Here is a 26,454-nt window from a genome sequence, read left to right as displayed (position 1 = left end):
AAATTATAATTTTACACTTGGTTTCATTTTTTGCAATGCTATGGATACTCTTATGCACCTTGGGCTCTATGCGATACAGTTAAATTTGTCATCGCGTTATCGTTTGGCAGACTATTTCTCCAGCTACAGTGAGCGGATCAACAGCTGTTGGTTTATAAATTGAACGATAGATCCATTGCCTATATTTAGATTTAAGGCTAAAGTTAGTGCTACTAAAACCATTTTCCAATTTTATTGTCATATTTATAGCGAATAGAAAAAGAAAAATTGACCAATTTTTAAGAAAGAAAAACTTTTTTTGGATGGAATTTGGATTAGTTTTCGAATCTTAATATATTGAGTAAAATTAAGGAGAATTATTTTTGGGGTTAACAACTTTAGCTAAAAACGTTAAATTTCAATCAGATGGATTAGTAGAGCACTAAATAATAATTCATTTTCAGATTATTTCTTTAGGTTTCGAATGGGGTTTGTATTGGTATTTGTCACGATTTTATAAATTAAGTGGGGGGTGGTATGAAATATGTTTTTTTAAGCTAATTTTAAGAATTATTTTATCATAATACATCAATTAAATAACAATTTAAGTATATAGAATTAATATGGGACAACAAGTGAAAGATGCCAATGGAAAATTGGGTATTCTTATTCCGGGATTAGGTGCTGTGGCTACAACATTAATCGCTGGTGTGGCATCTATAAACAAAGGTTTTTCAAAACCAATCGGATCTGTTTCTCAATTGAGCAGAATCCGTCTGGGTAAACGCACTGAGAACAGAAATCCATTAATTAAAGATTTCGTCCCTTTAGCAAAATTGGAAGATGTTGTTTTTGGTGGATGGGACGTATATGAGGATAACGTATACGAGGCTGCATCAAAAGCAGAGGTATTGGAGAAAGGTCAATTGGATGCTGTTAAGGCCGAATTGGAGGCAATCCAACCAATGAAAGCTGTGTTTGACCGTAATTTTGTGAAAAATTTGGACGGAACGCACATCAAATCTGAAAAAACTCGCCGTGAATTGGCAGATGCAGTGCAACGTGATATTCGTGAATTTAAAGAGAAAAACGGATTAGACCGTGTTGTATTGGTATGGTGTGGATCTACTGAGCGTTATATTGAAACAAACGAAGCTTTTTCAACTTTAGCTAAATTAGAGGAAGCATTAGACAATGATGATCAACGTATTCCACCAAGTATGATCTATTGTTATGCGGCATTGAAAGAGGGAGCTCCGTATGTAAATGGTGCACCAAATTTAACATGTGACGTTCCAGCTATTGTGGAGTTGGCGCATCAAAACGGTGTGGCAATTGCAGGTAAAGATTTTAAAACAGGTCAAACATTGATGAAAACAATTGTGGCACCTGGTCTTCAAGCGAGAGCTTTGGGTGTTGAAGGTTGGTTTTCGACGAATATCTTAGGTAACCGGGATGGATTAGTATTAGATGATCCTGAAAATTTCAAAACAAAAGAGGTCTCTAAATTATCGGTATTGGAAGAAATTCTGGATGCGAAAAAGAACCCTGAGTTATACGGTGATCTTTACCATAAAGTACGTATCAACTATTATCCTCCACACGGCGATAATAAAGAATCTTGGGATAACATCGATATCTTCGGTTGGTTGGGTTACAAAATGCAGATTAAGATCAATTTCTTGTGTCGCGATTCAATTTTAGCAGCTCCGGTTGCGTTGGATTTGGCTTTGTTTATTGATTTGGCTCAACGTGCGGGTATGTCAGGTATTCAAGAGTGGTTATCATTTTACTTGAAATCTCCTCAGACAGCTCCGGGATTACCTCCTGAACACGATATCTTCAAACAATTGATGAAATTGCAAAATACATTGCGCCACATTATGGGTGAAGATTTAATCACACATTTGGGATTGGATTATTACCAGGAGCTAGTAGATAGTATTCAATAAACTGCCTTAATAAGAGAGGGGAAACAATTGTTTAAAAACAGTTTTTCCCCTTTTTCTTCAAAATCTTTACGATATTGAAGATTTGTGATATAACCCTCTGTAGACTTTTGCGCTTACGAACGCTGAGATAGTGACGGGGGTTTTGCTTTTTTATAAATGATTTTATTTTGCAATTAAAAGAAATGGAATTTGCAATTATAGCGGCGGGAGAAGGTTCTCGATTGCGAAAAGAGGGATTTAATTTACCGAAACCCTTGCTACCATTACATGGAGTTCCATTAATTGAGCGATTGATTCGCGTGTTTGTTAAAGAAGGGGCGCAAAGAGTTCATGTTATCATCAATAAACAATCTCCGGAGCTGAAATTGTTTTTGGAAAAAACAACGTTTGAATTACCTATTGTGCTAATAGAGGAAGATACTGCAAGTTCATTGCATAGTTTTGCCTTGCTTGTTAAAAATAACCCCGATTGGTCGTCCTGTTGTCTGACAACAACAGATACGGTTTTTAGACCACATGAATTTCATGCCTATTTGGAAGCATTTCAGCAACATCAACATGCAGATGCTTTTATGGCAGTCACACCTTTTGTCGACGATGAGAGTCCGCTCTATGTGAACACAAATTCACAGCTTCGGGTGGAAGCTTTTTTGGATACAGCGACCGCAGAAACGAAGTATGTTTCTGGCGGAATTTATTGCTTCCGAAAAGCAGCTATGGATTGTGCATTAAGCTCCGTTGAAGCAGGTAATTCCAGAATGCGTAATTTTCAGCGTGCTTTATTGGAAAACGATTTACAAGTAGAAGCATTTGTATTTGACAAGGTGGTCGATATTGATCATTTAAAAGATCGTGTCGTCGCAGAACAATTTTTGAGTGAGGAGGTTAGTTAGTAAAATGAGCGATATGATTTCTATTTTAGGCGTAACTCGAAAAAATCGCTTTTCACCCAATCATGTGGGGAATGATGCCGCTATATTTAATGAAGTAGTTTTAAAACTGACTGAAAAAGGTGCTTCGGTGGAGGTGTGTAATGAAGATGAATTTTTGTCTTCACCATCGGTGAAGCAGGATAATATTCTGACTATGGGGAGAACAAAGACTTTAGTTAAAAAGTTGCAATCTCTTCAAAATAATGGGATCAATGTTTTGAATTCAGGATTTGGAATTGAAAATTGCTTTCGGAAAAACATGACCCTTAAGCTTTTGGAAGGTGGAGTTCCTTATCCGAAGAGTATCGTGATCTCTACCGTTGCAGATATTCAATCTATTTTCGAAAAATTGAAAGGAAAGGGTGTATGGATCAAGCGTGGCGATTTTCATGCGATTCATAAGGAAGATGTTACCTTTGCTGCTAGTCTGAAAGAAGCGCAACATATCTTGAATGAATATGCACTTCGTGGGATTAAAGAGGCTGTGATTTCTGAACATCTTGCCGGAGACTTACTCAAGTTTTATGCCGTGCGGGGAACGGATTTCTTCTTTTATTTCTACCCATATGAACACAATCATCACAAATATGATTTGTATGAACAAATTAATGACGAGGTAGTACATTTTCCTTTTGATCTCGACAATCTAAAAGAAGTTGCTAATCGTGCTGCGGAAGTCCTGGATGTACATATCTACGGCGGCGATGTGATTATTGATGCAAATGGAGACTTCCATATTATTGACTTAAATGACTGGCCAAGTTTTGCGCCATGTCGGGCAGAGGCTGCTGAGGCCATTGCTCAAATGGTTTACCATAAATTTACTGAAAAGAACCACAATGCAGAAAGAACAAGTTAATGTAATCGAAGAAGATAATTTGAGTGCATTCGAACAATCTTTAAAATCTAATGATACAGAAGAGCGAATTGATATTTGGTTTTATCGACCTATAGGTTATCGCATCGCGCAAGTCTGTGCCAAAATCGGTATTACACCCAACGCTGTGACAATTATTAGTATTTTCTTTGGTGTTGCGGCGGGTATTTTATTCTATTATCCTGCATTATGGATTAATGTGATTGGCATGCTTTTATTGGTTTTTGCCAATTCTTTAGATAGTGCTGATGGACAGCTGGCAAGAATGACAGACAATAAAAGTCGCTTTGGTCGTATTTTGGATGGTTTTGCTGGAGATTTTTGGTTTGCTTCTATTCATATTGCGATCTGTTTACGCAGTATTAATGAAGGATGGCCACAATGGCTATGGGTATTCTGTGTACTTGCAGGTGTATCGCATATGCTTCAGTCGGCAATGGCTGATTATTATCGTAATGTACATTTGTATTTTATAAAAGGTAAAGCTGGAAGTGAGCTGGACAATACACGTGATTTGAAAGTTGACTATGATGCTTTGTCTTGGCGCAAGAATTTTTTTAGCAAATTTGTGTTGAATGGCTACATGGGCTATACACGTAACCAGGAAAAGCTTTCTCCAAAACTGCAAAAGCTGTTGCATATTGTGAAGAGTCGTTATAAAGATGAATTGCCAAAACAATTGATGGTCGACTTTAGAATTCAAAATAAACCATTGATGAAGTATACAAATATTGTACAGTTCAATACAAGGGTGATTTTCCTATTTGTCTGGTTGTTTATCGGTCAGCCTTGGATTTACTTTTTCTTTGATATGTTTGTCCTAAATCCGATATTGATATATATGTGTAACCGACAAGAAAAAGTAAGTGGTTATTTTGTTGATAAATTAACAAATGATCCAACCTATGGGTAGTAAGGTCTATAAAGTACTCTTTATGCTAATCGGTATAGGTACACTGGCCTATATGATTCATGCAATGGGAATCGATGAGATTTGGAACAACCTCGAAAAAATTGGCTGGTGGTTTTTGCCTGTACTCGGTAGCTGGGCAATACTCTACTGGATGAACGCAATGGCATTTAAGGCAATTATTCAGGAACCCGAATTGCCACAGACGGATGTACCCTTTTGGAAGGTCTTACAATTGACTATATCGGGGTATGCCATTAATTATATAACGCCATTTGTGGCGTTAGGTGGTGAGCCTTATCGTATTATGGAGCTTAAAAACTATGTCGGTGGTTCAAAGGCAGGTTCTTCCGTGCTGTTATACGGTGTCATGCACATCTTGTCGCATATTTTATTCTGGGTCGCTTCTGTTTTTCTAATTCTTTGGTTTGTTCCGGCAAGTACAATGGTTGATGTGGCCTGTGCTGTGATTTTTGTGATGGCTATCATTTGTACTTGGCTATTTACGAAATTTTATAAGAAGGGGATTACAGTTTCACTATTGAAAGCTTTGTCTAAACTACCTTTGGTAGGCAAGAGAGTCGGTAATTTACTGGAGACGAAGTATGAAACGTTGAATGACGTCGATCAGCAGGTGAAAAACCTCTTTCAAAATCGTCGCGATCGTTTCTATACGGCCCTTTTTTGGGAATTTGTAGCACGTGTTGTGGGCTGTTTTGAGATTTATTTTATTGGTTTAGCCTTAGATATTAATATTGATTTTATTGATGCTATGATCATTAGCTCCGGATCTTCCTTATTTGCCAATCTTGTTTTTTTCTTTCCAATGCAATTGGGAACGCGGGAAGGTGGATTAGCAATGGCTGTGATGAGTATAGGATTGCCTGCGAAAGTCGGTATTTTTATGGGTGTTGTGACACGAATTAGGGAAATTGTCTGGATTATGATCGGTTTGGGGTGGATGAGTTTAGTAAAAAAGAAATAACATGAATAAGTTTAATATTAAAGGGATTATTTTTGATTATGGTGGAACCTTAGACACTAACGGGGGCCACTGGGGAGCTGTTATCTGGTCGGGTTATGAAAAATATCAGGTTCCTGTAAATTTGAACGCTTTTCAGGAGGCCTATACCTACGCGGAACGTCAGATGGCTTTACAGCCTATCATTAAACCGCAGTTTAATTTTTTAGAAGTGCTTGAAGCAAAGCTCAATGTACAATTTGATTATCTTATTGCTGCAGGGTACGACCTAGATCGGTCATTAGCTCATAAAATAGCCTTTGACGGTTATTCGCTGGCAAAGAATACAGTTGAGCAGGTAAAACCACTGTTAAATTCACTTCATGCAAAATATCCAATTGTCATGGTGTCCAATTTTTATGGTAATTTAAAATCAGTACTTGACGATTTTGGTATCCTGCCATATTTTCAGTCTGTTGTGGAGTCTGCTGTCGTCGGTGTACGCAAACCTGATCCTGCAATCTATGCTTTAGGTGTGACTAAAATAGGTCTTCCTGCGCAAGATGTATTGGTTGTGGGTGATTCCTATAGTAAAGATATGGTACCTGCCAAAGCCGTTGGCTGCCAGACCTTATGGTTGAAAGGGCAGACTTGGGGCGAGGATAAATTGCAAGATACTTCAGCTGCAGACCAACAATTTACAAGTATCTTTGATTTAATCGACTTTGTTTAAATAAAGATTCTGACGAAATTCTTTAGGCGAGATTCCAACATTTCGCTTAAAGAATTTACCAAAAAAGGATTGATCCGAGAAATGCAATTTCACCGCAATTTCTCCGATGGAAAGCCCCTGGCAAAGTAACGATTTTGCTTCCTCCACTAAGACGTTCTGAATAAGTTCTATTGCTGATTTTCCGGTTAGTTCTTTCGTAATTACGGATAGGTGTTTTGCTGTGATACCAAGTTCCATCGCATAAAATTGCACCATGTGTTCTTTATGAAACGACTTTTTTAGGAGCAAATGGAAATTGGCAAGTATCTCTCTTTTCCGAGAGGGAATAGCTGGTGTATTTCGCATATTTTGGCTTCCTAGACGGGCTATTTCGCAAAATAATATTTCCGTTAATGACTTTATAATCTGATTCTTGAAAAGATAGCTAGACCCTTGTCGATCGTAATGAATAAACTGTTTAAATAAGTTGGATAAGTTAGTTGAATCTTGGTTCGATAGCGACCAGATGTAGCTGTCATTTAAGGCAAGAGACTTCTTGGTGACCTCGAAGAAATCCTCCTGGAAATCCAGTTTGAAGCTAAAATCCAGCGTAAAGAAAATCAAATATACCTCACAATCCCAAGATTTGACGACCGAAGAGCCATTAACTCGCGAAGAAGGATTGGTTAACAATAGGTGATTTTGAGCAACTTGTACCCGTTCATTATTAATGATGAAGGAAGTTTCACCTTTTTTTATTAAACAGAGTGAATAGAGCTCACCTTTTGATAAAATGTGCTGTTGCTCGGAACTAAAGACGGGTTTTGATTTGTTGCCTTTAAAATGAAAAACATAAAAGCCCTTGTGTTCGATGGAAGTTTCCATTACAGACATGTTTATTTTACGATAAAATCAAAATAGGTTTTACGATAGGGTTCATCTTGCAAGGTGTAATGCCACCATTCCTTATCATAAGCTTTAAAGCCAAATTTAGCCATCGCTTCTTTTAAGATCTTTCGGTTCTCTTTCTGTTGGGCTGTCAGATTCGCGTATTGGTGATGTGAGACTGCCCCGAAAAAATCAAAAGGTCCACCCATGTCAATCTCTTTTTGATCTTTTAAGCTAATGAGCGTTAGATCTACTGTACTGCCCCGGCTGTGGCCCGATTTGGACGCAATAAAGCCTAGATTGAACAAATTCTTCTTATTGATAAGCGGGTAGAATTCTTTTTTTGCGATCGTATCATTGGTGTTTAAGGACCATGTTTTAAAGTTGTCAACAGCACGTTGCGGGCGGTAGGCGTCGAATATTTTCAAGCCAAGACCTTTTTTATTTAAATGGTTCTCGACCTGCTGCAGTGCTAGCGCTGCGCGTTTAGTTAAAATAGCGACTGGTTTTTCATAACCTTGAATCGGCCTTCCGGTGAAGTTGTGACTGCCGAAATAACGCATTTCTAAGCTTATCGTAGGGATAATGTCCTTGACGTATACAAAATCTGAAGGCATGATCTTTTCCTGCCCACGGAGGCAAAGTGTGAAAAGGCTTAAGCCAAATGTAAGACACAAGTTGAATTTCATGGAATGAAGATACAACTTGTGTCTTAATTAATATAATAAAAACGTTGATTCTCGTCTGTATCAATAGGTATAAAACCCAGTTCGGTTTATTGATCAATTTGCGCTCCTATTGATAGACAGGCCACTAATGATCAGCTAATTTTTTTTTCAGGTAATTGTATATTTCTATCTGTGAACGACATGGGGCCTCTTTATTCTCGACGTAATGATTGCTCAGGGAATTATTGAGTATCCGCGCTTTGACATTATCTTTGAGCTGGATCTGAAGCATTTCTTTTAAATCCTCCTTGATTTTTTTGCTTGTTATTTTTACTGCTGCTTCAATACGATGATCCAAGTTTCTTGTCATCCAGTCCGCAGAGGAAATAAATAGCAGCTCTCGGCCAGCATTATAAAAATACATCACACGTGCATGCTCCAAATATTCATCCACGATTGAAATGGCATTCATTTGCAATTTAAACGTTTTTTGATTTGTTGCGCAGTAGATTCCCCGGATAATAAGATCTATTTTGACACCAGCTGTAGCTGCGTCATAGAGCTTTTTAATCATTTCTTTATCGCTGAGTGAATTTACCTTGACAATGATGTATGCTTTTCGGCCAGCCTTTGCTTCGGTAATTTCCTGGTCGATATAGTGTAGAAGTTCTCTACGCATATCCGTTGGGCATATCAAAAGACTTTTGCAATTTTTGATAATTTCAGCCGGATTTGATTTGGGACGTCTCAGGTAATTGAAAACCTTATTTATATCGGCAATAACATCCCTATTACTCGTTAAGAGGCAATAGTCTCCGTATAATTTCGCCGTTTTTTCGTTGATATTTCCTGTGCTGACAAAACCATATTGGATCGTTTTCATCCCAATACGTTTTTTTATCACACATAGTTTTGCATGGATCTTTTTATTTGGAATACCGGTCAGTACTTTAATGCCTTCCAGTTCAAGTTTCTCTTTCCAGTCCAAATTGTTTTCTTCATCAAATCTTGCACGAAGTTCAAGCATCACGGTGACTTCCTTTCCGTTGCGGGCTGCGTTAATCAAGGCATTTGCAATTTTTGAACTCGAGGCTAAGCGGTATGCCGTAATCTGGATCGTTTTTACATCGGGATCCATTGCTGCTTCCCGAAGTAAATCGATGATCGGTCTAAACTCATGATATGGAAAGGAGAGCAACACATCTTTTTTTAATATGGTATCCGTTACACGTTCGTAATTTTGGAAATAAGGATGTGGAAAGGACGTTCGTTCCAAGGGCTGATTGTAGGATTTAAACACATTGGGAAAATCCATGAAGTGTTTGAAGTTGTGTATTTTTTGCCCTGGAATGATGCTGTCTTTTTTTGAAAGGTTAAGTTTCTTGATCAGGAATTCTACCAATTTATGGTCCATCTCTTGATCGAAAATAAACCGGGTAGGTTTACCTTTTCTTCTGTTTTTTACCCCTTTGCTTATCTTCTCAACCAGCGTCGTGTTGATATCATTGTCAATGTCAAATTCGGCGTCTTTTGTTACTTTAAAGACATGTGCATTGAATACATCAAAACCGAAATAGGAAAATATTAATGGAAGATTAAACTTGATAACGTCCTCCAAAAGTATAATATGCTTTTCATCTTTTGGCGAAGGTAATTGTACGAAGCGTCCATTTTGACTGGTAGGGATTTCGATGAGCGCAAATTTGGTTTCATACTGCCATTCCTGTTTTCCCATCGCAATACCCAAGTAAAGGCTCTTATCCCGAATATAGGGCATAGGTCGTACATCGTCCAATATCAAAGGAATGACGTTCGATTCCACCTCATCCTGATAATAATCGCTCACAAACTTTTGTTGTTCGGGGTTCAGTTCCTCACTGGTCTTAATATAGACACTCTGTTTGGCCATATCTTTTTGGATACGATTCCACGTACTGTCAAATTTCTTTTGCTGCTTGATTACCCGGATATTGAGCTCTTCTAATATGAGCTGTGGATCTTCGTAGAAGGATTGGTTGGCACTTTTGTCTTTCAGGTCTATAGCCCGTTTTAGACCTGCAACACGCACACGGAAAAATTCATCGAGGTTATTGGAAAATATACCTAAAAATTTGATTCTTAAGGGTAAAGGGACCGTCTCGTCCGCAGCTTCCTGAAGTACTCTGCCATTAAAGCTCAACCAACTAACGTCTCTAGGAATAAATTTTTTCGCCATAGCTAAATATACGTAAATTTAAAAAGCAAAACTATAGCTCTACAGGGGATAATCGAACTTTTTTGTGTTAAAGAATTATTAAGTTATTTTTTGTTCATGTGTGTAGACCGGAATTTTAAAGGTGCATTTTTACCACTGCTCTTCTTCCCTGGCAATGACCGCTACAAGGTGTTGCACTGCATGGCAAAAAAAATCCCCCAAAGGTCTATTCAGACTTTGAGGGATATGTCATTATGTTTGGTTTCGTCTATTTCTTCTTTCCGTACTTTTTGGAAATTTGAAGAGCTTTGTATTTCGTCGTGTCAAAATGTGGCGTGTCAATTGACAAGCTTGTCGGATAAGGAGCACTTCGATCGAAGAAGTACACTGTTGTTGTACTTCCGTAATCATTAACAGGCATTAAATCAAGACAGGCAGAATAATCCGCATTCAACAGGTCGCCCACAGTAACGGCATAAATGCGTATGATACCACCTTTATTTTGTTCATTTCTGACGAAAGCGACTTCCTTAAAACCTCCAGGTAGATCTTCAATACTTTTCTGATTGAAGCTATCTTTTAAAATAAAACCCAACAGCACTAAAATCGGTATGACCAAAAGCCATAGCCTTTTATTCTTCTTCATTAAAAATACTTAAATTGTAATTGTTATACCTAATAATTTGTAAAACTCTTTTAAAATTGCCTGGTGTCCTGGCCAAGCAGGAGAGGTGACCAAATTGCCGTCTACGACCGCTTGATCCGCAGGGATGTTTTTCCATGTGCCGCCTGCTAGTTCAATGTCGGGACCCACAGCAACATAAGCTGTCAATGTGCGACCTGCGAGTACTTTTGCTGCTGTCAACACTTGGATGCCATGACATATTGCTGCCACAGGTTTATTGTGCTCAAAGAAGTGTCTCGTAATCTCCAAAACACGTTTGTTGAGTCGAATATATTCTGCCGATCGCCCTCCAGCAATATATAGACCGTCATAATCTTCGACATTTACCGCGTCGAAATCTTTATTGATTGCGAAATTATGCCCGCGCAGTTCTTTATAAGTCTGATCACCAGTGAAATCATGCACTGCTGTGGGAACTACATCTCCACTTTTGCGGTCCGGAGCAATTGCATCTACCGTTAATCCTATTGAACCCATTGCTTGAAATGGAACCATTGCTTCGTAATCTTCTACAAAGTCACCTACAAGTAGTAATATTTTTTTTGCCATATCAAAAAACCTCTTTTAATAGGTTTTCAATTTACATATTAAAAGAGGTATTCACAATGATTATTTGTTAATCTTTTGTTAACCTTGCACGGCTAATTTTTCGGCAAGTGCACGTTTTGTTTTACGCACTTTAGCTTCTAATTGACTTCTTAAAGTGGGATCGATAATACCTTTACCTTCTTCAAAGTTTTTGTGGAATTCAGGAAGGGAGAAGGAGTCTAATATATCGGCGCCATCCCAAGTGATTCGGTTTACTGCGGTGTTCAATACCGTGGCACCTCCCATTGGACCAGGGGCAGTAGCCAATAAAAAAACAGGCTTGCCATTGAATAATTTGCGGTTAGGAATACGCGAAACCCAGTCAACAATATTTTTGTAAGCTGTAGTATATGACCCATTGTGTTCGGCCAAAGAAATCAAAAGGAAATCTGCTGCGTCCATTTTAGCTGCAAAGTCATGCGCCAATTGTGGAATGCCCAACTCAACTTCTTTGTCGTAAGAATAGATAGGCATTTCAAAATGGTTTAAGTCTAGCAATTCGATGATATCGTCTGCTTCTTTATAGTATTTGGAAGTACTTGTGACGAACGTTTTGTTGATTGAATTTTTGTTGCTTGTTCCTGCAAATGCTAATATTTTCATCTTTATATCATTAATTTATGAGGTGTTGAATAGGGGCAAAACTACCCTATACTGACCTAGTTGTTGCCTTTAGAAAATCATGAATTTCGCATGTTTTCGCTATGTTTTATTTTAAAATCTGGTCAAACTTACGATATAATTGCTGAATAAATGTCAATCAAATGTCTCTGTACGGCGTTCTAGCGTATTTATTGATGTAGATCAATAAAATTGAAACGTTCGTACATACCAAGCAGGCCTGTAAGTCCGCCAGTATGAATAACGAGTACCTGATCTGCGGGGGTAAAGTAGTCCTTTTTGATCAGATCATCTACGGCATAAAGTAATTTGCCGGTATAGGTGGGCTCGATCATGATTCCTGTAGCAGCTATAAAATGCTGCACAAAGGCGAGCAAGTCGGTATTGGATTTTGCATAACCACCAAAATGATAATCAAGATGTAAAATAGGAGGGGTGATGTTGGGGTAAAGTTGATCGACTTCCTCCTGAATAAAGCCCCCATTTTTTAAAACAGGTATGCCGTGTACGCGGGTAAATAGATCTCGTTTTTCTATAGCATTGGCTATTCCAGCTAATGTTGTTCCTGTGCCGCAGGCGGTAAAAATATGCTGGTATTCATGTTGGAGTTCATCAACGAGTTCGGAGCAACCTTTTGCTCCTAGCATGCCGTAACCACCCTCGTGTATATAGAACGTCGTTGGATCCTGACCAAAATAGGTGTTGTATAAATTTTCTTTATCTCGGTAAGATTCGCGGTCGACGTAAATGAGCTGCATCCCAAAAAGGCGGCACATCGCTAAAACAGGGTTGTTAACCCCTTCTTCACCTCGAACAAAAGCGGTTGTTTTAAACTTGAAGGTAGCTCCGGCGCAAGCGGTAGCTAAAAGATGGTTGCTCCATGCTCCACCAAATGTAACAAGATGATTTTTCTGAAGCAGCAGGGCTTCTTCCAGATTATATTTTAATTTTCGCCATTTATTGCCTGAAATAAAAGGATGGATGAGGTCATCGCGCTTAAGTGTTACTTTAATATGCTTCTTCTCCCAGGCTGGGAGGCACAATTCAGTTTCGGGGCTATGGATTTTGAAGGGCAACATAACATTAAATGAAAACAAATTTAACGAAAATTGTTTCATTTGGTTTATTTTTGTAGCATGACAGAACAAATAGGATCGAAAGATCAGGAAGAACAAGAATTATTTGAGCATCTACGTATTGAGGTGGATAAGGGACAAGCATTACTCCGCATTGACAAATACCTGATGAACAGGGTAGAAAATGCTACGCGGAGCAAAATTCAGCATGCTATTGAAGCAGGTTCTGTCATGGTTAACGGTAAGGAGATCAAGGCGAGCTATAAGGTTAGACCTGATGATGTGATTACATTGGTGCTACCTGATCCACCACGGGATAACGAAGTTTATCCTGAAAACATTCCATTGGATATCAAATACGAGGATGACGACGTGCTGATTGTGAATAAAGAGGCGGGAATGGTCGTGCATCCAGGATATAATAATTATACGGGAACCTTGGTAAATGCATTAACTTATCATATACAGCAGCTGCCACAGCTCCCAGGAAACTCCGATCGCCCGGGGTTGGTGCATCGAATCGATAAAGACACTTCCGGACTATTGGTTATTGCTAAAAATGAAAAATCAATGGCCTTTTTGGCAAAACAGTTTTTCGATCACAGCATTACCCGTAAGTATATTGCATTAGTTTGGGGTGATTTAAAGGAGGACGGAACAATTACAGGTTATATTGGACGTCATCTAAAAGACAGACGCATCATGGCGATGTATGATGGTGAAGACAAAGGGCGTTGGTCAGTGACACATTACAGAGTTTTGGAGCGACTGGGCTATGTTACTTTAATAGAATGTCAGTTAGAAACAGGGCGTACACACCAAATTCGTACGCATATGCAATCTATTGGTCATCCGTTATTTAATGATGCAATGTATGGTGGAGATAAGATTTTAAAAGGTACCGTGTTTTCAAAGTACAAGCAGTTTGTGGATAACTGTTTTTCATTACTGCCGCGACAAGCCCTTCATGCGCAAGTATTGGGATTTATCCATCCTTCTACAAAAGAAAATATGTATTTTGAGGTACCATTTCCGGAAGATTTTCGTTTAGCTTTAGAAAAGTGGCGCGGATATGCGGCAAATTCAATGGCTATAGAAAATGATTAAAATTTAGAACAAAATTAAGATGCCAACAAACTATATCAATTTCAATGGAAGTGTAGTGCCGGAAGATCAGGAAATATTTAGCATTGAGAATAGAGGTTTCCGTTATGGGGATGGATTATTCGAAACGATGCTGTATAAGGATGGTGATATCCGCTTTCTAAATTTTCATGTCGAGCGTTTACAGAAAGGAATGGAGTTGATTCATTTGGATGATGCGAACCTGTTCGATGAATTTTTTATTCGTTCGAGATCCGAAGAATTAATCCGTAAAAACAACATGTTGGGGCAGCAGGTTCGTATCCGATTGATCGTGTTTAGATCTGGAGGCGGATTGTATAGTCCAACGAGTAATAAACCTGGTTTTGTTTTGCAGGTGCAGCGCATAGAACCTAATCTTCGCGATAAGAAGGTCGGTTTGATTGTAGGGCTGTACAGTGAATTCAAAAAACCGTATAGCGATCTTTCAAAGATTAAATCTTTAAATGCGCAGATTTATGTGTTGGCTGGCATCTATAAAAAGAAAATGGCTTTTGATGATGTATTGATTCTAAATCAGGAAGGTTATCTATGTGAATCCTTGATTTCAAATATCTTTGTCTATTATGAAAAGGTACTTTATACACCAGCGTTATCCGAAGGATGTATTGAAGGAGTAATGCGCCGGGTAGTTATGGACATGGCACAGGATGAAGGTATAGAGGTTGTTGAGGCACAGATAAGCCCCGAAATCATGAAACGGGCGGATGAGATTTTCTGTACCAATGCTGTACAGGGCGTACAATGGGTAATGGGCTATAAGCAAAAGCGCTATTTCAATAAGATATCGCGGATTTTGCAGGAAAAATTACAACATTGGAACTATGACGTCAGTGATGAACAGGACTAGAATAATTTGATTATACATACAAAAGGTCAGGATTTAATCCTGACCTTTTGTATGTATAATTCGCTCAGCCCATTGCTCAAAGGCATTTTTAAAGCTGCGTAGAAAATCTTTGGTTTTTTGTGATTCAATAGTCCCACTGGGACCAATACATGTTGTTATACTGCCCAAATAAGCTTCGGGTTGCTGCATCGTTAAGATATTGACGAAGACTAGTGACTGACGTAAATGGTGGTTGGCGCCAAAGCCTCCGTAAACTCCCGTTGATGAAGAAATTATTGCGCCAGGTTTACCATCCCATTTATTTTTTCCATAGGGTCTTGAACCCACGTCAATCGCATTTTTTAAAACTGCAGGAATAGAACGATTATACTCTGCAGTAATAAAAAGTACAGCATCCAGGGACGCAACCTCTTTCCGAAATCGCACATAGCTCGGAGGAGGATTTCCTACATCGTCAACATCCTGATTATATAGGGGAAGCTCGCTGATATCGATTATGCGATAGCCAAATTTAGATTCCTCTTGTTCAAGAATAAACTGCGCAATTTTTTTGTTGTAAGATTCCTTTCGTAAGCTACCAACCAATATTCCTACGTTATATATACTCATTGTGATTAGTTCATTAAAGTCTGTATGATCTGAACAACTGATCCTACTAAAAAGTTTGCGGTTTTATTGCTAACTATAATCATATTCAACCTGTTTAAAATGAAGCTCTTATTGTTGTGTTAACAAAAATTAACATTTGAACATTAATCTTTTGCACACTGTTTGTTGTCGTATTGTAAAGAAGAAATTACAAACTAGAGGGAGGAGCTACTTATGAAAAAATTGTTTTACGCGGCGGCGATTATTGCAGGCCTTTTTACAGCGGGAGCTGCACAAGCGCAAGTCAGTATTAGTGTCAATATTGGGAGTCAGCCAAGCTGGGGGCCAGTAGGTTATGATTATGCTCGTTATTATTATATTCCAGAATACAATATGTATTACGATGTACCCGCGAGATGTTACGTTTATTATGATAATGGCGGCTGGATAAGAAGAGCAAGTTTACCGAGGAGATACAGACATTACGATTTTTATCGGGCTCATAAAGTGGTTATTAACGATCGCACACCATGGCATCACCACGATCGGTATAGAAGCCGTTATGGCGGTTACCGTGGAAGACAAGTATCTATCCGTGACAACCACCACGGTGGTAGCGGGTATTCATTTGCCAGCGAGCGTAGTGTAAGGCGCGAACATTCATGGGGAGAAAGCCGTCGATACGATAGAGGAAATGGACATGGACGTGGCAATAACCAAGGGCATGGAAACGGACATGGGCGTGGTAACGGTCACGGAGGAAGACATAGAGATTAATCGAGTAGTTGAATAACATGATAAAAAAGGAATCTATATAAATATAGGTTCCTTTTTTTTGGCCAGAAATAACACGCTGTTTGCATTCGTAGCTTTGGGTGCTTGCGGAATCATGAAGCTTTTAGTGTACATGCACAATAAATTAAATAACATAACAGCTTGATTAATGAAAAATATATTAATTTTGCGCTACACGGGACTGAGGTCAGCCTATTTTAGGCGATTTTGAGTTTTTGGGAAATAATTGTAATGTGTAAGTTAATTTTTGTGATGAGAAAAGTGGTTAATTCGGGTGTTGTATGGGTAGGGTTAAGTATATCTATTTTTGGATTTTACTCCTGCAATCAAAGTGGGACAAATAAGGTGCAAAATGTGGGAGCTGTTGACTCTATGCCGCCAAAAAAGGATAGTTTGCTTGCTGTGCAAGATTCTATAAGTAAAGTGGATTCGCTGCGTAAAGACACCATTACAAAAATGGAAGAAAATGTGGACTACAAAGGGACTAAAGATACGACAGTATTGTTGACTGATACAGTTTCTCCACGTTATATTTATCTCACTTTTGACGATGGTCCACTGAATGGAAGCCAGCACCTTGATTCCATTGCGACTGCTAAAGGCATCAAAATTAATGCTTTTCTGATTGGCAATCATGACAAAATGAGTAAAAAATTACACAGTTTTACAGAACGTTATAAGAATAATCCTTTAGTGGATTGTTACAACCACAGTTACTGGCATGCGCACAATAAATACAGTACTTTCTATTCGAATCCACAGACGGCTTTTGAAGATTTTGAACTTGCTGAGCAATCACTGGGTTTAACACATAAAATAGTGCGGTTGCCGGGACGAAATATCTGGTATATCGGAGACCGTAAAAAGGTTGATTTGAAAAGTGGGGCTTCGACGGCCGAGTTACTACACCAGAATGGTTATAAAGTAATTGGTTGGGACTGTGAGTGGAAGATTAATGGTGTTACAGGGAAGCCAGACCTATCGGTGAATCAGTTGTATACCCAAATGAAGAATTTACTTCGTAAAGGTACCTCTTATACGAAAAACAATGTTGTGCTATTGACACATGATAATATGTATCAAACGAAAAAAGGACAGCGGTTATTATCGGATTTGATCGATAGTCTCAAACAACATCCAAACTATCGTTTTGAATTTGTGCGGAATTATCCGCAATAGTGACAGCTATCTATCTAAATAATTAAGGCTTAAACAGGAATGAACACCAGTTTAAGCCTTAATTATTTAGTCGAAAAGTCTAGTTTAATTTTGTTTACGGAGATATTTGGTCAGTATAACGATTGTTTGACCTTCAATCTTTCCTTCAATTTGTTCGATATTGTCTGCTACTAGTCGAATATTCTTAACCACGGTGCCTAAAGTCGCTTTTAAGGAGGAACCTTTCACGTCAAGCGTTTTTGTCAGAACAACAGTATCGCCCTCCAACAGTCGTTGCCCGATGCTATCTTCATGAAAAGAAACATAGCCATCATTTTCATGATCTCCAGTTTTCTTAGCTTCCAATAGTGTTTCATCGTCGAGATAGAGGATATCCAGTGCTTCAGACGCCCAGCCTTCATTTTTTAATCGGTTTAACATACGCCAGCATACAATTTGCACCGATGGGTTTTCGGACCACATCGCATTTGGAAGGAATTTCCAGTCGTCTGGATTTAATTGCTCCGTTTTGTTGAGCTGATTGACCAATGTTTCTGAAATCAGTAAAGTATTGTCCAAATTTGATGTTATTTCCGGTGGTAATGTGTAGGCAATTAAAGTAGCATCTTCGCCTGTCAGCTCACATTTCCCGCCAGCTCTCGCTTGTAATTGTTCTTCTAATTTCATGTCAGTTTTTTTGAAAGCCCAAACTTAGCCAAATTTGCTTTGATGTGCAATGACGAATATCACGACTTAGGGAAATAATTCCTGTTTTTACTCTTATAAAGCATTGTTTTTGCTTATGACTTTCATTTGTTTGCTGGTAGATTTATTTATATGATGCGGGCTATGAGGTAAAGTGAAGTAAATTTTTTCTTCAAATAAATTTACTTCATGTAGAACATTGGTACCGAATTTGTGTTTAACCAACATTAGAAAAGATTATTAACTGTAATATAGGAATACTATGAAATGGCAAGGAGGCAAGCAAAGTGGTAATTTTGAGGACCGTCGTGGAATGTCGGGGGGAGGAAAAATTGCTTTAGGAGGAATTGGTGGAATTATTGTTTTGGTCATTGGATTTTTGATGGGTGGAGATCCGATGCAACTCTTACAGCAAGCCCAAAATATGGGGGCGCAAACTGAACAGTCGGGACAGCCGCGTGAGTTAAATCCTGAGGAAAAAAGACTAACTGAATTTTCATTAACTGTACTTCAGAGTACCGAGGATGTTTGGGCAAAGCTGTTTAAAGAGCAGATGCAGAAAAATTATACCCCTACAACACTCGTATTTTACGATGGGGGAACACAAACGGATGGTTGTGGTATGGGGCAGGCTTCTTACGGACCTTTTTATTGTCCGGGTGATCAAAAGATTTATCTGGATCTGAGCTTTAGTAAAGAACTGTCGGATAAATTCGGTGCAAAGGGAGAGTTCGCTATGGCATATGTAATTGCGCATGAAGTTGGACATCATATCCAACAATTGGTGGGATTATTGCCGAAGACCAATCAAGCCCGAGGGAAACTGAGTGAGCGTGAAAATAACAGGATTTCCGTTATGACCGAGCTGCAAGCGGATTTTTATGCTGGTGTATGGGCGCATTACATCAATGAATTAACAGATGTAAAAATTGATTATAATGATATAATGGACGGGATGAAAGCTGCAGCTGCTGTTGGTGATGATAAATTACAGACGGAAGCACAGGGCTATGCTGTTCCTGAATCATTTACACATGGTACATCCGCCCAGCGTATGGAATGGTTTAAAAAAGGATATGACTCAGGGGATATGCGATCGGGCAACACCTTTGAAGATCCGAGTCTGAAATAAGGATCGTAATTCGAATAAAAAAACACCTGGCCGTGCATTAAGACCAGGTGTTTTTTATTGTGGTATAGGCAACTTGCCTTGAGGGAACCAAGCCGTTTGGCAAATGCCGCGCTGATCATGTTAGATCATTACTGAACCAAGAGATTACAACCACGAATATCACTTTGGTCAAAACGTCCCAATATTTCAAAAGATCCATCCTGATATACTTTGCCTAAATCTTGTGTGGCTATAAATGAACACGAGTAGCGATTGGCGAGGTCGATTACATTGATACCGCCAGTTTTATTCAAAGGAATCAGGCTTAAAGGATCATTGGTATCTCGAATCAAGATTTTCATCCATTTGGGAAGATAGAATATTCCCTGACCTGAAGAGTAGCCTTGTGAGAGTAACTCTGTCATGCCATATTCAGAATGGATACCATGGACAGAAAAGGCTTCTTCCAGGAGTTTATGGATTTCCTGTTTCACCATTTCCTTACGCTTACCTTTCATTCCGCCGGTTTCCATAATGATCAGTTCAGGAAATTCAAAGGCATATTGTTCAATGAAGTCGAGTAGGGCATACGTTACGCCAAAGAGGATGGTCTTTGTGCCTTTATTTTTGAGCTTAATAAGTGTATCGTAAAGCTCTTGGTGGTTATAGAGAAAATAATTGCTTTCAGGTTGTTCACTTTGCTTCATGAGATCATCAATCATATAGATCAGCGACGAACCACTTCGCTCTAGGTAGGATGGGAGCAATGCAAGGACGGCGATGTTGCTTAGCGGACCATAGAAACTTTCAAAAATCTTCCGAAAAGTTCGCTCATATATACTCCGGTCAGCGACCAGATGTTTTGAGGTGACCATACCTGTTGTACCCGAACTCGAGAATACGATTTCAGCCTCCATTCCTTCAGCAATAACCTGTTGAGTCTTAAAAAATTCGATGGGCATGAAAGGAATATCCGTATAGTGCTGAATAAGGTCTTTTTCTCGCCCAAGGAGTCTGATATAGTCACGATAAACTTTGCAATGCTGGCTTTGGAATTGGTAGGTATCTAAACAATGCTGATTAAAATCATCCTCTGTTTTAATGTCAAAAAAATCCTTCCAGTTCGTCATAGCATTTAAAAATTTGATAGACAAAATTAACTAAAATTTGGAAAAGAACACCGTTAATTGTGGCGTGTATAGGTGTTTCGTAGAAATAGATCAGGATAGGCCCTGAAATATAACTAGGGAACAGGCTTAGGTCAAGTTAAGAAAACTTAACCTAAGCCTGTTTATTTTATAACATACCACCATCAACAGGAAGAACCTGTCCGGTTACGTATGCTGATAAATCAGATGCTAAATAAAGACATGCATTGGCAACGTCTTCTGGTTCGCCAGCACGTTTCAATGGAATTCCGGCTTCCCATCCAGCCACAACTTTAGGATCCAGTACATCAGTCATTTCGGTACGTATAAAACCTGGAGCAACTACGTTTGCACGGATATTACGAGAACCTAATTCTTTAGCGATAGATTTTGTGAACCCAATAATACCAGCTTTCGATGCGGCATAATTTGCCTGACCAGCATTTCCTTGAACTCCAACAACTGAAGACATATTGATAAATGAACCTTTACGGTTTTTCATCATAATTTTCGAAGCAGCTTTTGTAACGTTAAAGACAGATTTTAAGTTGACATTTAATACATCATCCCAATTCTCTTCGGTCATACGCATTAACAAGCCGTCTTTTGTGATACCGGCATTATTTACAACGATATCTAATCCTCCAAAATCGGCAACGATCGCATTGATTAATTGTTCTGCTTCTTCGAATTTTGAAGCGTCAGAGCGATAACCAATCACTTTGGTGCCGAAAGCTTGAAGCTCCTGTTCCAGCGCCTGTCCTTTTTCGACAGAAGAAAGATATGTAAAAGCGACGTTGGCACCATGTTGTGCAAACACTTCCGCAATTTTCCTTCCGATTCCTTTTGATGCTCCTGTTACTAAAGCAATTTTTCCTTCAAGTATTTTCATCTGTATAAGTTATTTGTTCTTCAATTATTCACACTTGGGCATTTATGTCCATTTTCCACGCGCTGTCTTTCTCTCACAGCCCGTCTGTTATTGGAATTCAATACGAAACATGAACTCGTTTCCATTTGGTTTATCTTGGTTATACCACAGTGCTTGTGTTTTTTCGATGCCGTCGTATTAGCGAATAAATGATCTTGTTTTTTAGCTATTGTGTACACTATTGCCTTTCGATGTTCTGCAAAAATGTTAAAACTATATTATAACACAAAATCTTTCGATAAATAACGGTTTAAAATAGAAAAACATTGTGTGCTGACCTTGTGTTTATCTTGGAGTGGGGGAGTGTTTTCAGGAAACAATTTTAAAATTTTACGGTAAGCGATCGCTCACTTAGGATTATTTTAATAAATCAATGGTATTTTTGAATAAGTGGTTCTAAAAAGTACAGTTTTTTGACAAAAGACTTGGACGTTTACCAAAAACTATATTAAATTTGCATCAATCACAAAAACATGAGCAAAAAATCAAATAAAGAAGTTGACGTTGTTCTGATCGGCGCCGGTATTATGAGTGCTACTTTGGGTACTCTAATCAATGAATTAAGCCCAGACGTTAATATTGAAATTCTTGAGCGTTTGGATGTTGTGGCTGCTGAAAGTTCTGACGCTTGGAATAATGCTGGCACGGGTCACTCTGCCTTATGCGAGTTAAATTATACCCCCGAACAGAAAGATGGTTCTGTAAAGATTGATAAAGCAGTTAAAATTGCTGAGCAATTTGAAGTGTCTAAGCAATTTTGGTCCTACCTCGTTGATAAAGGCATTATTGCCCAACCTGAAAATTTTATCCGTAGTATTCCACACATGAGTGCGGTTTTTGGTGAAAAAGATGCTAAATTCCTAAAGACAAGATGGGAAACATTGACGACCCAAAACTTGTTTAAAGGGATGGAGTATACCGAAGATACGGCATTGTTGAAATCGTGGATTCCATTGATGATGGAAGGACGCGAGGCCGACGAAAAAATCGCTGCGACAAAAATGGATCTGGGTACTGATGTTAATTTTGGGTCGTTGACACGTGATTTGATCGCTAATCTTGAAAATAAAGAAAATATTTCGATCTCCTTAAACCATGAAGTAATCGACATCGAACGTGAAGAAGATGGCCGTTGGGAAGTGGAGGTCAAAGATTTAAAGACAGGAACAAAGAGAGAAATCAAAGCAAAGTTTGTATTTATTGGGGCCGGTGGCCACTCGTTGTTATTGTTGGAAAAATCTGGAATACCGGAAGCGAAAGGCTATGGCGGATTTCCTGTAGGGGGCCAATGGCTACGTTGTGTAAATGAAGAAATCATTAATACACATCATGCGAAGGTATATGGAAAAGCTTCTGTTGGAGCTCCTCCAATGTCTGTACCGCACTTAGATACACGTTATATTGATGGCAAACAAGCGTTATTGTTTGGACCTTATGCAGGTTTTTCAACTAAATTCTTAAAACAAGGTTCTTACTTCGATTTACCCGCTTCTATCAAACTGTCCAATATCCGTCCGATGTTATCAGCCGGACTTGACAACTTACCTTTGACGAAGTATCTTATTACTGAAGTCATGAAGTCACCAAAAGATAAACTAGAGTCTTTAAAACAATTTATGCCTACAGCTAAATTGGAGGATTGGGTTATCGAGAAAGCAGGACAACGTGTTCAGGTCATCAAGAAAGATGAAAAGAAAGGTGGAATTTTAGAATTTGGTACAGAGGTCGTTTCTAGTGCAGATGGTTCTATTGCAGCGCTATTAGGAGCTTCTCCTGGAGCTTCGACCTCAGTTGCTATCATGATCAGCCTGTTGAAGAGATGTTTCCCTGAACGTGCGAAATCAGATGAATACCGTAAAAAACTACGTGAAATGATTCCTTCACACGGGAAATCATTGAACGATGATGCGCAACTATGTAAAGAAACGCGTACGCGTACGCACAAAGCGTTGAAATTGATTGATATAGAATAATCAATTCGACAGAAAATATACTTATGGGGTGCTTGGAATGACCATGGTCATTCTCGGCTGAGATTATACCCAATAAAAGCGATTGTACCTCCTTGTACAATCGCTTTTATATACCTGATCCAGGTAATGCTGGCGTAGGGATTTAATTTCAATAAAAACGTCCGTTTTTCTCCCATAGGTTTATTATGAATTACACGAAATAATAAACAAGGCGATGACTTCTGAAACAATTTTCGAAGCTTTTATAAAACAGATCCAACAGGCCACCATCGCGGAGTGGCTAGGGGTATCCTTTGGTGTTTTACAGGTTTGGTTTTCCCGGCAAAATAAATCGATCAATTACATTTTTGGGATTATTGGTATCTTAATTTCTGTTTACGTATTATTCCATGCGAAACTATATGCAGAAATATTACTACATCTTTATTATTTGATCATGAGCATCTATGGCTGGATCTATTGGAAATATAGTAGTGATGTTGCAGCTCCCATAACGCATTGTGAGCCGAAAGAATGGTGGATAGTAGGGGGAATCTGCGCTCTCGGTTTTCTGTTGTTTTATTTCGGATTGGTACATTTAACGGATTCTGATGTACCACTTTGGGACTCTGCAGTTTCCTGTACAGCTTGGGCAGGGATGTGGTTATTGGCAAAACGGAAGATAGAAAATTGGATATTGTTGAATATCAGTAATCTGATAGCAATTCCTTTACTGATCCATAAAGGGTTATTTCTTTATTCGGGCTTGACTTTGTTTTTATTTGTTATGGCATTTAGTGGATATTTTAATTGGAGGAGAATAATAAGTGAAGAAAGATATGCAACTCAGTAGCGAAGATATTGCTATTCTGAAAGATAATCAAGCTAAGGGAATCCATCAGAAAACATTGTCGGATGGACAACTGAAACTTATTTTTCGTCGGAAATGGTTTAAGATTTGGGTTCCACCTGCATTGGGTGGATTGGGGTTAAGTCTACCTGAAGGGCTCAATTTATTGGCTGATCTGGCTTATTGGGATGGGGGATTAGCTTGGACAGTAACGTTATGCTCAGGAGCAAATCTCTTTGTCGGTTTTATTGATCCGGTTTTAGGAGATCAGATTTTCAAAACGGATCGGGTTTGTTTTGGCGGCAGTGGACAGGCATCAGGTACAGCTACACGTGAAGGTGAACATTATCGGCTCCGCGGTTTTTGGAGATATGCTACCGGTGCTCCTCATTTAACCTATTTTACCTTAAATGCTGCAATTCAGGAGGCAGGAAAACCCGTGTTGGACGAAAAAGGTGAACCACTAATAAAATCATTTTTTGTGGATCGTGACCATGTACTGGTGCATTACGACTGGGATACATTTGGATTGGAGGCTACGGCTTCGCATTCCTTTTCGCTGGAAGACATACTTGTTGATGGTAGGCAGTCTTTTGAGATTGATGCGGCAAAAAGTACACGTAGCGAGCTGTTGTATCAATATCCCTTTATGCCTTTTGCGGAATTGACTTTACTGGCCAACTTTACGGGAATGTATAAGCGCTTTTTGGATTTAATCGAAAAACTATTTGTGTTAAAAAGCAATCAATCCAAATGGGAGAAGACTGAAAGTAGAGAAGCGTTTAGGGTACTTGATGACTTTCAGCAAGATTATGTTAATCGGACGGAAGCAATAATGAATTTGGCCGCTCTTTCTTGGGAAAATCTTCATGATGGCAATGATAATGCAGCAATTTATGAACAGATAGGGATACAAAGTCGAGATTTTGTGGAATCTATCTTGACAAATACAATAAGACTCTATCCACATACCGGAATTTCAGGGGCCGCCATCGAACATGAAATCAATATAATCTTCCGGAACATTTTTACGGCTTCGCAACACAAGTTGTTGCAAAAGAGCTTATAAACAAAAAAGACTATCCTAGGATAGTCTTTTTTGTTAAAGGACAAATGAAGATTTCGGGAGTTTTGCCGATACAATTTAGGTGTTCAATTTGTAACCGAAACTAGTGCTACTATCTATGGGGATCCTAATTTGGAACGCCTTAAAAATCCTAATGGGGTGGAGATTGAATTCTTTTGTGTTCACTCAAAAGCCGTTATTATCCTAGTCAGCTGTTATTGTGATGTCTCTTTTTCCGAAGGTAGTTTGAAACAAAACAAAAGCAATAGAAAGAAAATCAAATAAGATATATTAAATGCAGCAGCTCCTATCCATCCTCTTAAGTCAGATGGAGGTAGGATTAATTTCAAAGGAAGCTGGTAAATGGTAAGAAATAGCGGACTGATCAATCCTGCCCATTTTGGTAGATTAGTTTTACCAGCAAATATAAAAATTGAAAATATTAAATAGGCGACTAACATCGTGATGATCGCTGTCCCCCATGTGATAAACATTGTTTTTTGAAAGCCAGCGGCGATTTTTAACAAATAGGGGTGGGCGACAGGATCGGTGTTATAGATTGCTTTGTAGATCTCTCCCGTAAAATAGAAAACAGCATGCCCCAAAGGCATAAGCATCACACTGATAACCAGTAAATAGTAGGTTCCCCTGGCATACCATGTATTCTTATCCAAAATGTATTGATATACCAACCAAACACCAGGTAGAAATAAAGTTGCTGTCATCGCAGCAATTAATGCCCCAAACATGAGGCGGTTGGTTGATCCTTCTAGCATTAAAGTCGCAAGTCCAACGTCAACCTTTTCGGAATATGTACTATAAAAAAGAGGATAGTTTTTGGGATCTACATCAAAGCCCGCGACATATATATCGCCCACAATCCAGCATATGGCGCCAGCTATGCCTGAAATAAATGCCCATTTTAGTCGTTTTTGGTAATTCATACGTTGATATTTTAATATTGAAATTCGACCACCTCACCGAGGTACTTGATCTCCAATCATGATTTGTTACAAAGAATCCGATGCAAAACTAAGAGACTCTTTTTATTTTGAGAGCTGTTATAAGGAATAAAGTATCCGCCAAAAGGAATAGTTTAACCATTGACTGTATG

At 38.7% G+C, this 26,454-nt stretch carries 26 protein-coding genes and 1 riboswitch; of the genes, 14 read left to right on the top strand and 12 right to left on the bottom strand.

Annotated elements, in window-relative coordinates:
- Positions 1–602: 602 nt before the first annotated feature.
- The 6 genes from GVK91_RS11325 (at position 603) to GVK91_RS11300 (ending at position 6,344) form a co-directional block, all read left to right on the top strand.
- Complete coding sequence (locus GVK91_RS11325; protein ID WP_153847405.1) at positions 603–1,931, top strand: inositol-3-phosphate synthase; 1,329 nt, start codon at positions 603–605, stop codon at positions 1,929–1,931.
- Positions 1,932–2,113: 182 nt separating this feature from the next.
- Positions 2,114–2,824, top strand: coding sequence for a sugar phosphate nucleotidyltransferase (locus GVK91_RS11320; RefSeq protein WP_153847406.1), 711 nt, complete (start codon positions 2,114–2,116; stop codon positions 2,822–2,824).
- A gap of 13 nt (positions 2,825–2,837) precedes the next feature.
- Positions 2,838–3,722 (top strand): hypothetical protein, encoded by an 885-nt coding sequence (locus tag GVK91_RS11315; protein ID WP_227550282.1) that lies wholly within the window; start codon positions 2,838–2,840, stop codon positions 3,720–3,722.
- Complete coding sequence (locus tag GVK91_RS11310; RefSeq protein WP_153847407.1) at positions 3,703–4,653, top strand: CDP-alcohol phosphatidyltransferase family protein; 951 nt, start codon at positions 3,703–3,705, stop codon at positions 4,651–4,653. The genes GVK91_RS11315 and GVK91_RS11310 overlap by 20 nt, the downstream gene beginning before the upstream one ends.
- Entirely contained in the window at positions 4,646–5,635 is a 990-nt protein-coding gene (locus GVK91_RS11305) for a lysylphosphatidylglycerol synthase transmembrane domain-containing protein (protein ID WP_153847408.1), read from the top strand. The genes GVK91_RS11310 and GVK91_RS11305 overlap by 8 nt, the downstream gene beginning before the upstream one ends.
- 1 nt (position 5,636) lies before the next feature.
- Entirely contained in the window at positions 5,637–6,344 is a 708-nt protein-coding gene (locus GVK91_RS11300) for an HAD family hydrolase (protein ID WP_153847409.1), read from the top strand.
- Here the strand turns inward: GVK91_RS11300 and GVK91_RS11295 are convergent.
- The 7 genes from GVK91_RS11295 to GVK91_RS11265 all read right to left on the bottom strand — a co-directional run bounded on the left by GVK91_RS11295 (position 6,327) and on the right by GVK91_RS11265 (position 13,085).
- Positions 6,327–7,208 (bottom strand): helix-turn-helix domain-containing protein, encoded by an 882-nt coding sequence (locus GVK91_RS11295; RefSeq protein WP_159728767.1) that lies wholly within the window; start codon positions 7,206–7,208, stop codon positions 6,327–6,329. The two genes, GVK91_RS11300 and GVK91_RS11295, sit on opposite strands and share 18 nt — an antisense overlap.
- A gap of 11 nt (positions 7,209–7,219) precedes the next feature.
- Entirely contained in the window at positions 7,220–7,900 is a 681-nt protein-coding gene (locus tag GVK91_RS11290; RefSeq protein WP_200845597.1) for a M15 family metallopeptidase, read from the bottom strand.
- Between the two features lie 124 nt (positions 7,901–8,024).
- Positions 8,025–10,094 (bottom strand): polyphosphate kinase 1, encoded by a 2,070-nt coding sequence (gene ppk1 / locus GVK91_RS11285; RefSeq protein WP_153847411.1) that lies wholly within the window; start codon positions 10,092–10,094, stop codon positions 8,025–8,027.
- A gap of 247 nt (positions 10,095–10,341) precedes the next feature.
- Positions 10,342–10,719, bottom strand: coding sequence for a hypothetical protein (locus GVK91_RS11280; RefSeq protein ID WP_153847412.1), 378 nt, complete (start codon positions 10,717–10,719; stop codon positions 10,342–10,344).
- 9 nt (positions 10,720–10,728) lie between these two features.
- Positions 10,729–11,307 (bottom strand): DJ-1/PfpI family protein, encoded by a 579-nt coding sequence (locus GVK91_RS11275; RefSeq protein ID WP_153847413.1) that lies wholly within the window; start codon positions 11,305–11,307, stop codon positions 10,729–10,731.
- Between the two features lie 78 nt (positions 11,308–11,385).
- The gene (locus GVK91_RS11270) at positions 11,386–11,949 is read right to left on the bottom strand and encodes an NADPH-dependent FMN reductase (protein ID WP_153847414.1); all 564 of its coding nucleotides are present in this window, start codon (positions 11,947–11,949) and stop codon (positions 11,386–11,388) included.
- A 188-nt stretch (positions 11,950–12,137) separates the two neighbouring features.
- Positions 12,138–13,085, bottom strand: coding sequence for a 1-aminocyclopropane-1-carboxylate deaminase/D-cysteine desulfhydrase (locus GVK91_RS11265; protein WP_227550283.1), 948 nt, complete (start codon positions 13,083–13,085; stop codon positions 12,138–12,140).
- Positions 13,086–13,103: 18 nt separating this feature from the next.
- Between GVK91_RS11265 and GVK91_RS11260 the strand changes: the two genes are divergently transcribed.
- Complete coding sequence (locus GVK91_RS11260) at positions 13,104–14,150, top strand: RluA family pseudouridine synthase (RefSeq protein ID WP_159728765.1); 1,047 nt, start codon at positions 13,104–13,106, stop codon at positions 14,148–14,150.
- A 19-nt stretch (positions 14,151–14,169) separates the two neighbouring features.
- A complete protein-coding gene (locus tag GVK91_RS11255; RefSeq protein WP_159728763.1) occupies positions 14,170–15,036 on the top strand; it encodes an aminotransferase class IV in 867 nt (288 codons plus the stop codon).
- A 33-nt stretch (positions 15,037–15,069) separates the two neighbouring features.
- Here the strand turns inward: GVK91_RS11255 and GVK91_RS11250 are convergent, their stop codons facing one another.
- On the bottom strand, positions 15,070–15,645 hold the full coding sequence (locus GVK91_RS11250; RefSeq protein WP_153847417.1) for an NADPH-dependent FMN reductase: 576 nt from the start codon (positions 15,643–15,645) through the stop codon (positions 15,070–15,072).
- A 213-nt stretch (positions 15,646–15,858) separates the two neighbouring features.
- On the opposite strand from GVK91_RS11250, the gene GVK91_RS11245 reads away from it, so the two are divergent.
- Complete coding sequence (locus GVK91_RS11245) at positions 15,859–16,401, top strand: hypothetical protein (RefSeq protein ID WP_153847418.1); 543 nt, start codon at positions 15,859–15,861, stop codon at positions 16,399–16,401.
- Between the two features lie 270 nt (positions 16,402–16,671).
- A complete protein-coding gene (locus tag GVK91_RS11240) occupies positions 16,672–17,598 on the top strand; it encodes a polysaccharide deacetylase family protein (RefSeq protein ID WP_153847419.1) in 927 nt (308 codons plus the stop codon).
- 84 nt (positions 17,599–17,682) lie between these two features.
- Here GVK91_RS11240 and GVK91_RS11235 read toward each other — a convergent pair whose 3' ends face one another.
- Positions 17,683–18,264: an alkylphosphonate utilization protein gene (locus GVK91_RS11235; RefSeq protein ID WP_075991939.1), complete on the bottom strand. Its 582-nt coding sequence runs from the start codon at positions 18,262–18,264 to the stop codon at positions 17,683–17,685.
- Positions 18,265–18,544: 280 nt separating this feature from the next.
- Between GVK91_RS11235 and GVK91_RS11230 the strand changes: the two genes are divergently transcribed.
- Positions 18,545–19,414, top strand: a complete 870-nt coding sequence (locus GVK91_RS11230) for a neutral zinc metallopeptidase (protein WP_153847420.1) — start codon at positions 18,545–18,547, stop codon at positions 19,412–19,414.
- 128 nt (positions 19,415–19,542) lie between these two features.
- Here GVK91_RS11230 and GVK91_RS11225 read toward each other — a convergent pair whose 3' ends face one another.
- On the bottom strand, positions 19,543–20,523 hold the full coding sequence (locus GVK91_RS11225) for an acyl transferase (protein ID WP_159728761.1): 981 nt from the start codon (positions 20,521–20,523) through the stop codon (positions 19,543–19,545).
- A 166-nt stretch (positions 20,524–20,689) separates the two neighbouring features.
- A complete protein-coding gene (fabG, locus tag GVK91_RS11220; protein ID WP_075991942.1) occupies positions 20,690–21,433 on the bottom strand; it encodes a 3-oxoacyl-[acyl-carrier-protein] reductase in 744 nt (247 codons plus the stop codon).
- Positions 21,434–21,945: 512 nt separating this feature from the next.
- Between fabG and GVK91_RS11215 the strand changes: the two genes are divergently transcribed.
- The 3 genes from GVK91_RS11215 to GVK91_RS11205 all read left to right on the top strand — a co-directional run bounded on the left by GVK91_RS11215 (position 21,946) and on the right by GVK91_RS11205 (position 25,343).
- Entirely contained in the window at positions 21,946–23,445 is a 1,500-nt protein-coding gene (locus GVK91_RS11215; protein WP_120334729.1) for a malate:quinone oxidoreductase, read from the top strand.
- A gap of 14 nt (positions 23,446–23,459) precedes the next feature.
- A riboswitch (TPP riboswitch) is annotated at positions 23,460–23,604 on the top strand.
- 55 nt (positions 23,605–23,659) lie between these two features.
- Complete coding sequence (gene pnuC, locus GVK91_RS11210) at positions 23,660–24,277, top strand: nicotinamide riboside transporter PnuC (protein WP_159728759.1); 618 nt, start codon at positions 23,660–23,662, stop codon at positions 24,275–24,277.
- A complete protein-coding gene (locus tag GVK91_RS11205) occupies positions 24,264–25,343 on the top strand; it encodes an acyl-CoA dehydrogenase (RefSeq protein ID WP_159728757.1) in 1,080 nt (359 codons plus the stop codon). Before pnuC ends, GVK91_RS11205 begins: the two co-directional genes overlap by 14 nt.
- A gap of 212 nt (positions 25,344–25,555) precedes the next feature.
- Here GVK91_RS11205 and GVK91_RS11200 read toward each other — a convergent pair whose 3' ends face one another.
- Positions 25,556–26,284: a DUF6796 family protein gene (locus GVK91_RS11200; RefSeq protein WP_159728754.1), complete on the bottom strand. Its 729-nt coding sequence runs from the start codon at positions 26,282–26,284 to the stop codon at positions 25,556–25,558.
- Positions 26,285–26,454 lie beyond the last annotated feature (170 nt).

Origin of the sequence: Sphingobacterium sp. 18053, assembly GCF_902706145.1 — a bacterium.
GTDB classification, from domain to species: Bacteria; Bacteroidota; Bacteroidia; order Sphingobacteriales; family Sphingobacteriaceae; genus Sphingobacterium; species Sphingobacterium paramultivorum.
The sequence above is the reverse complement of the archived record's forward strand: the minus strand, read 5'-3'. Positions and strand labels throughout refer to the sequence as shown.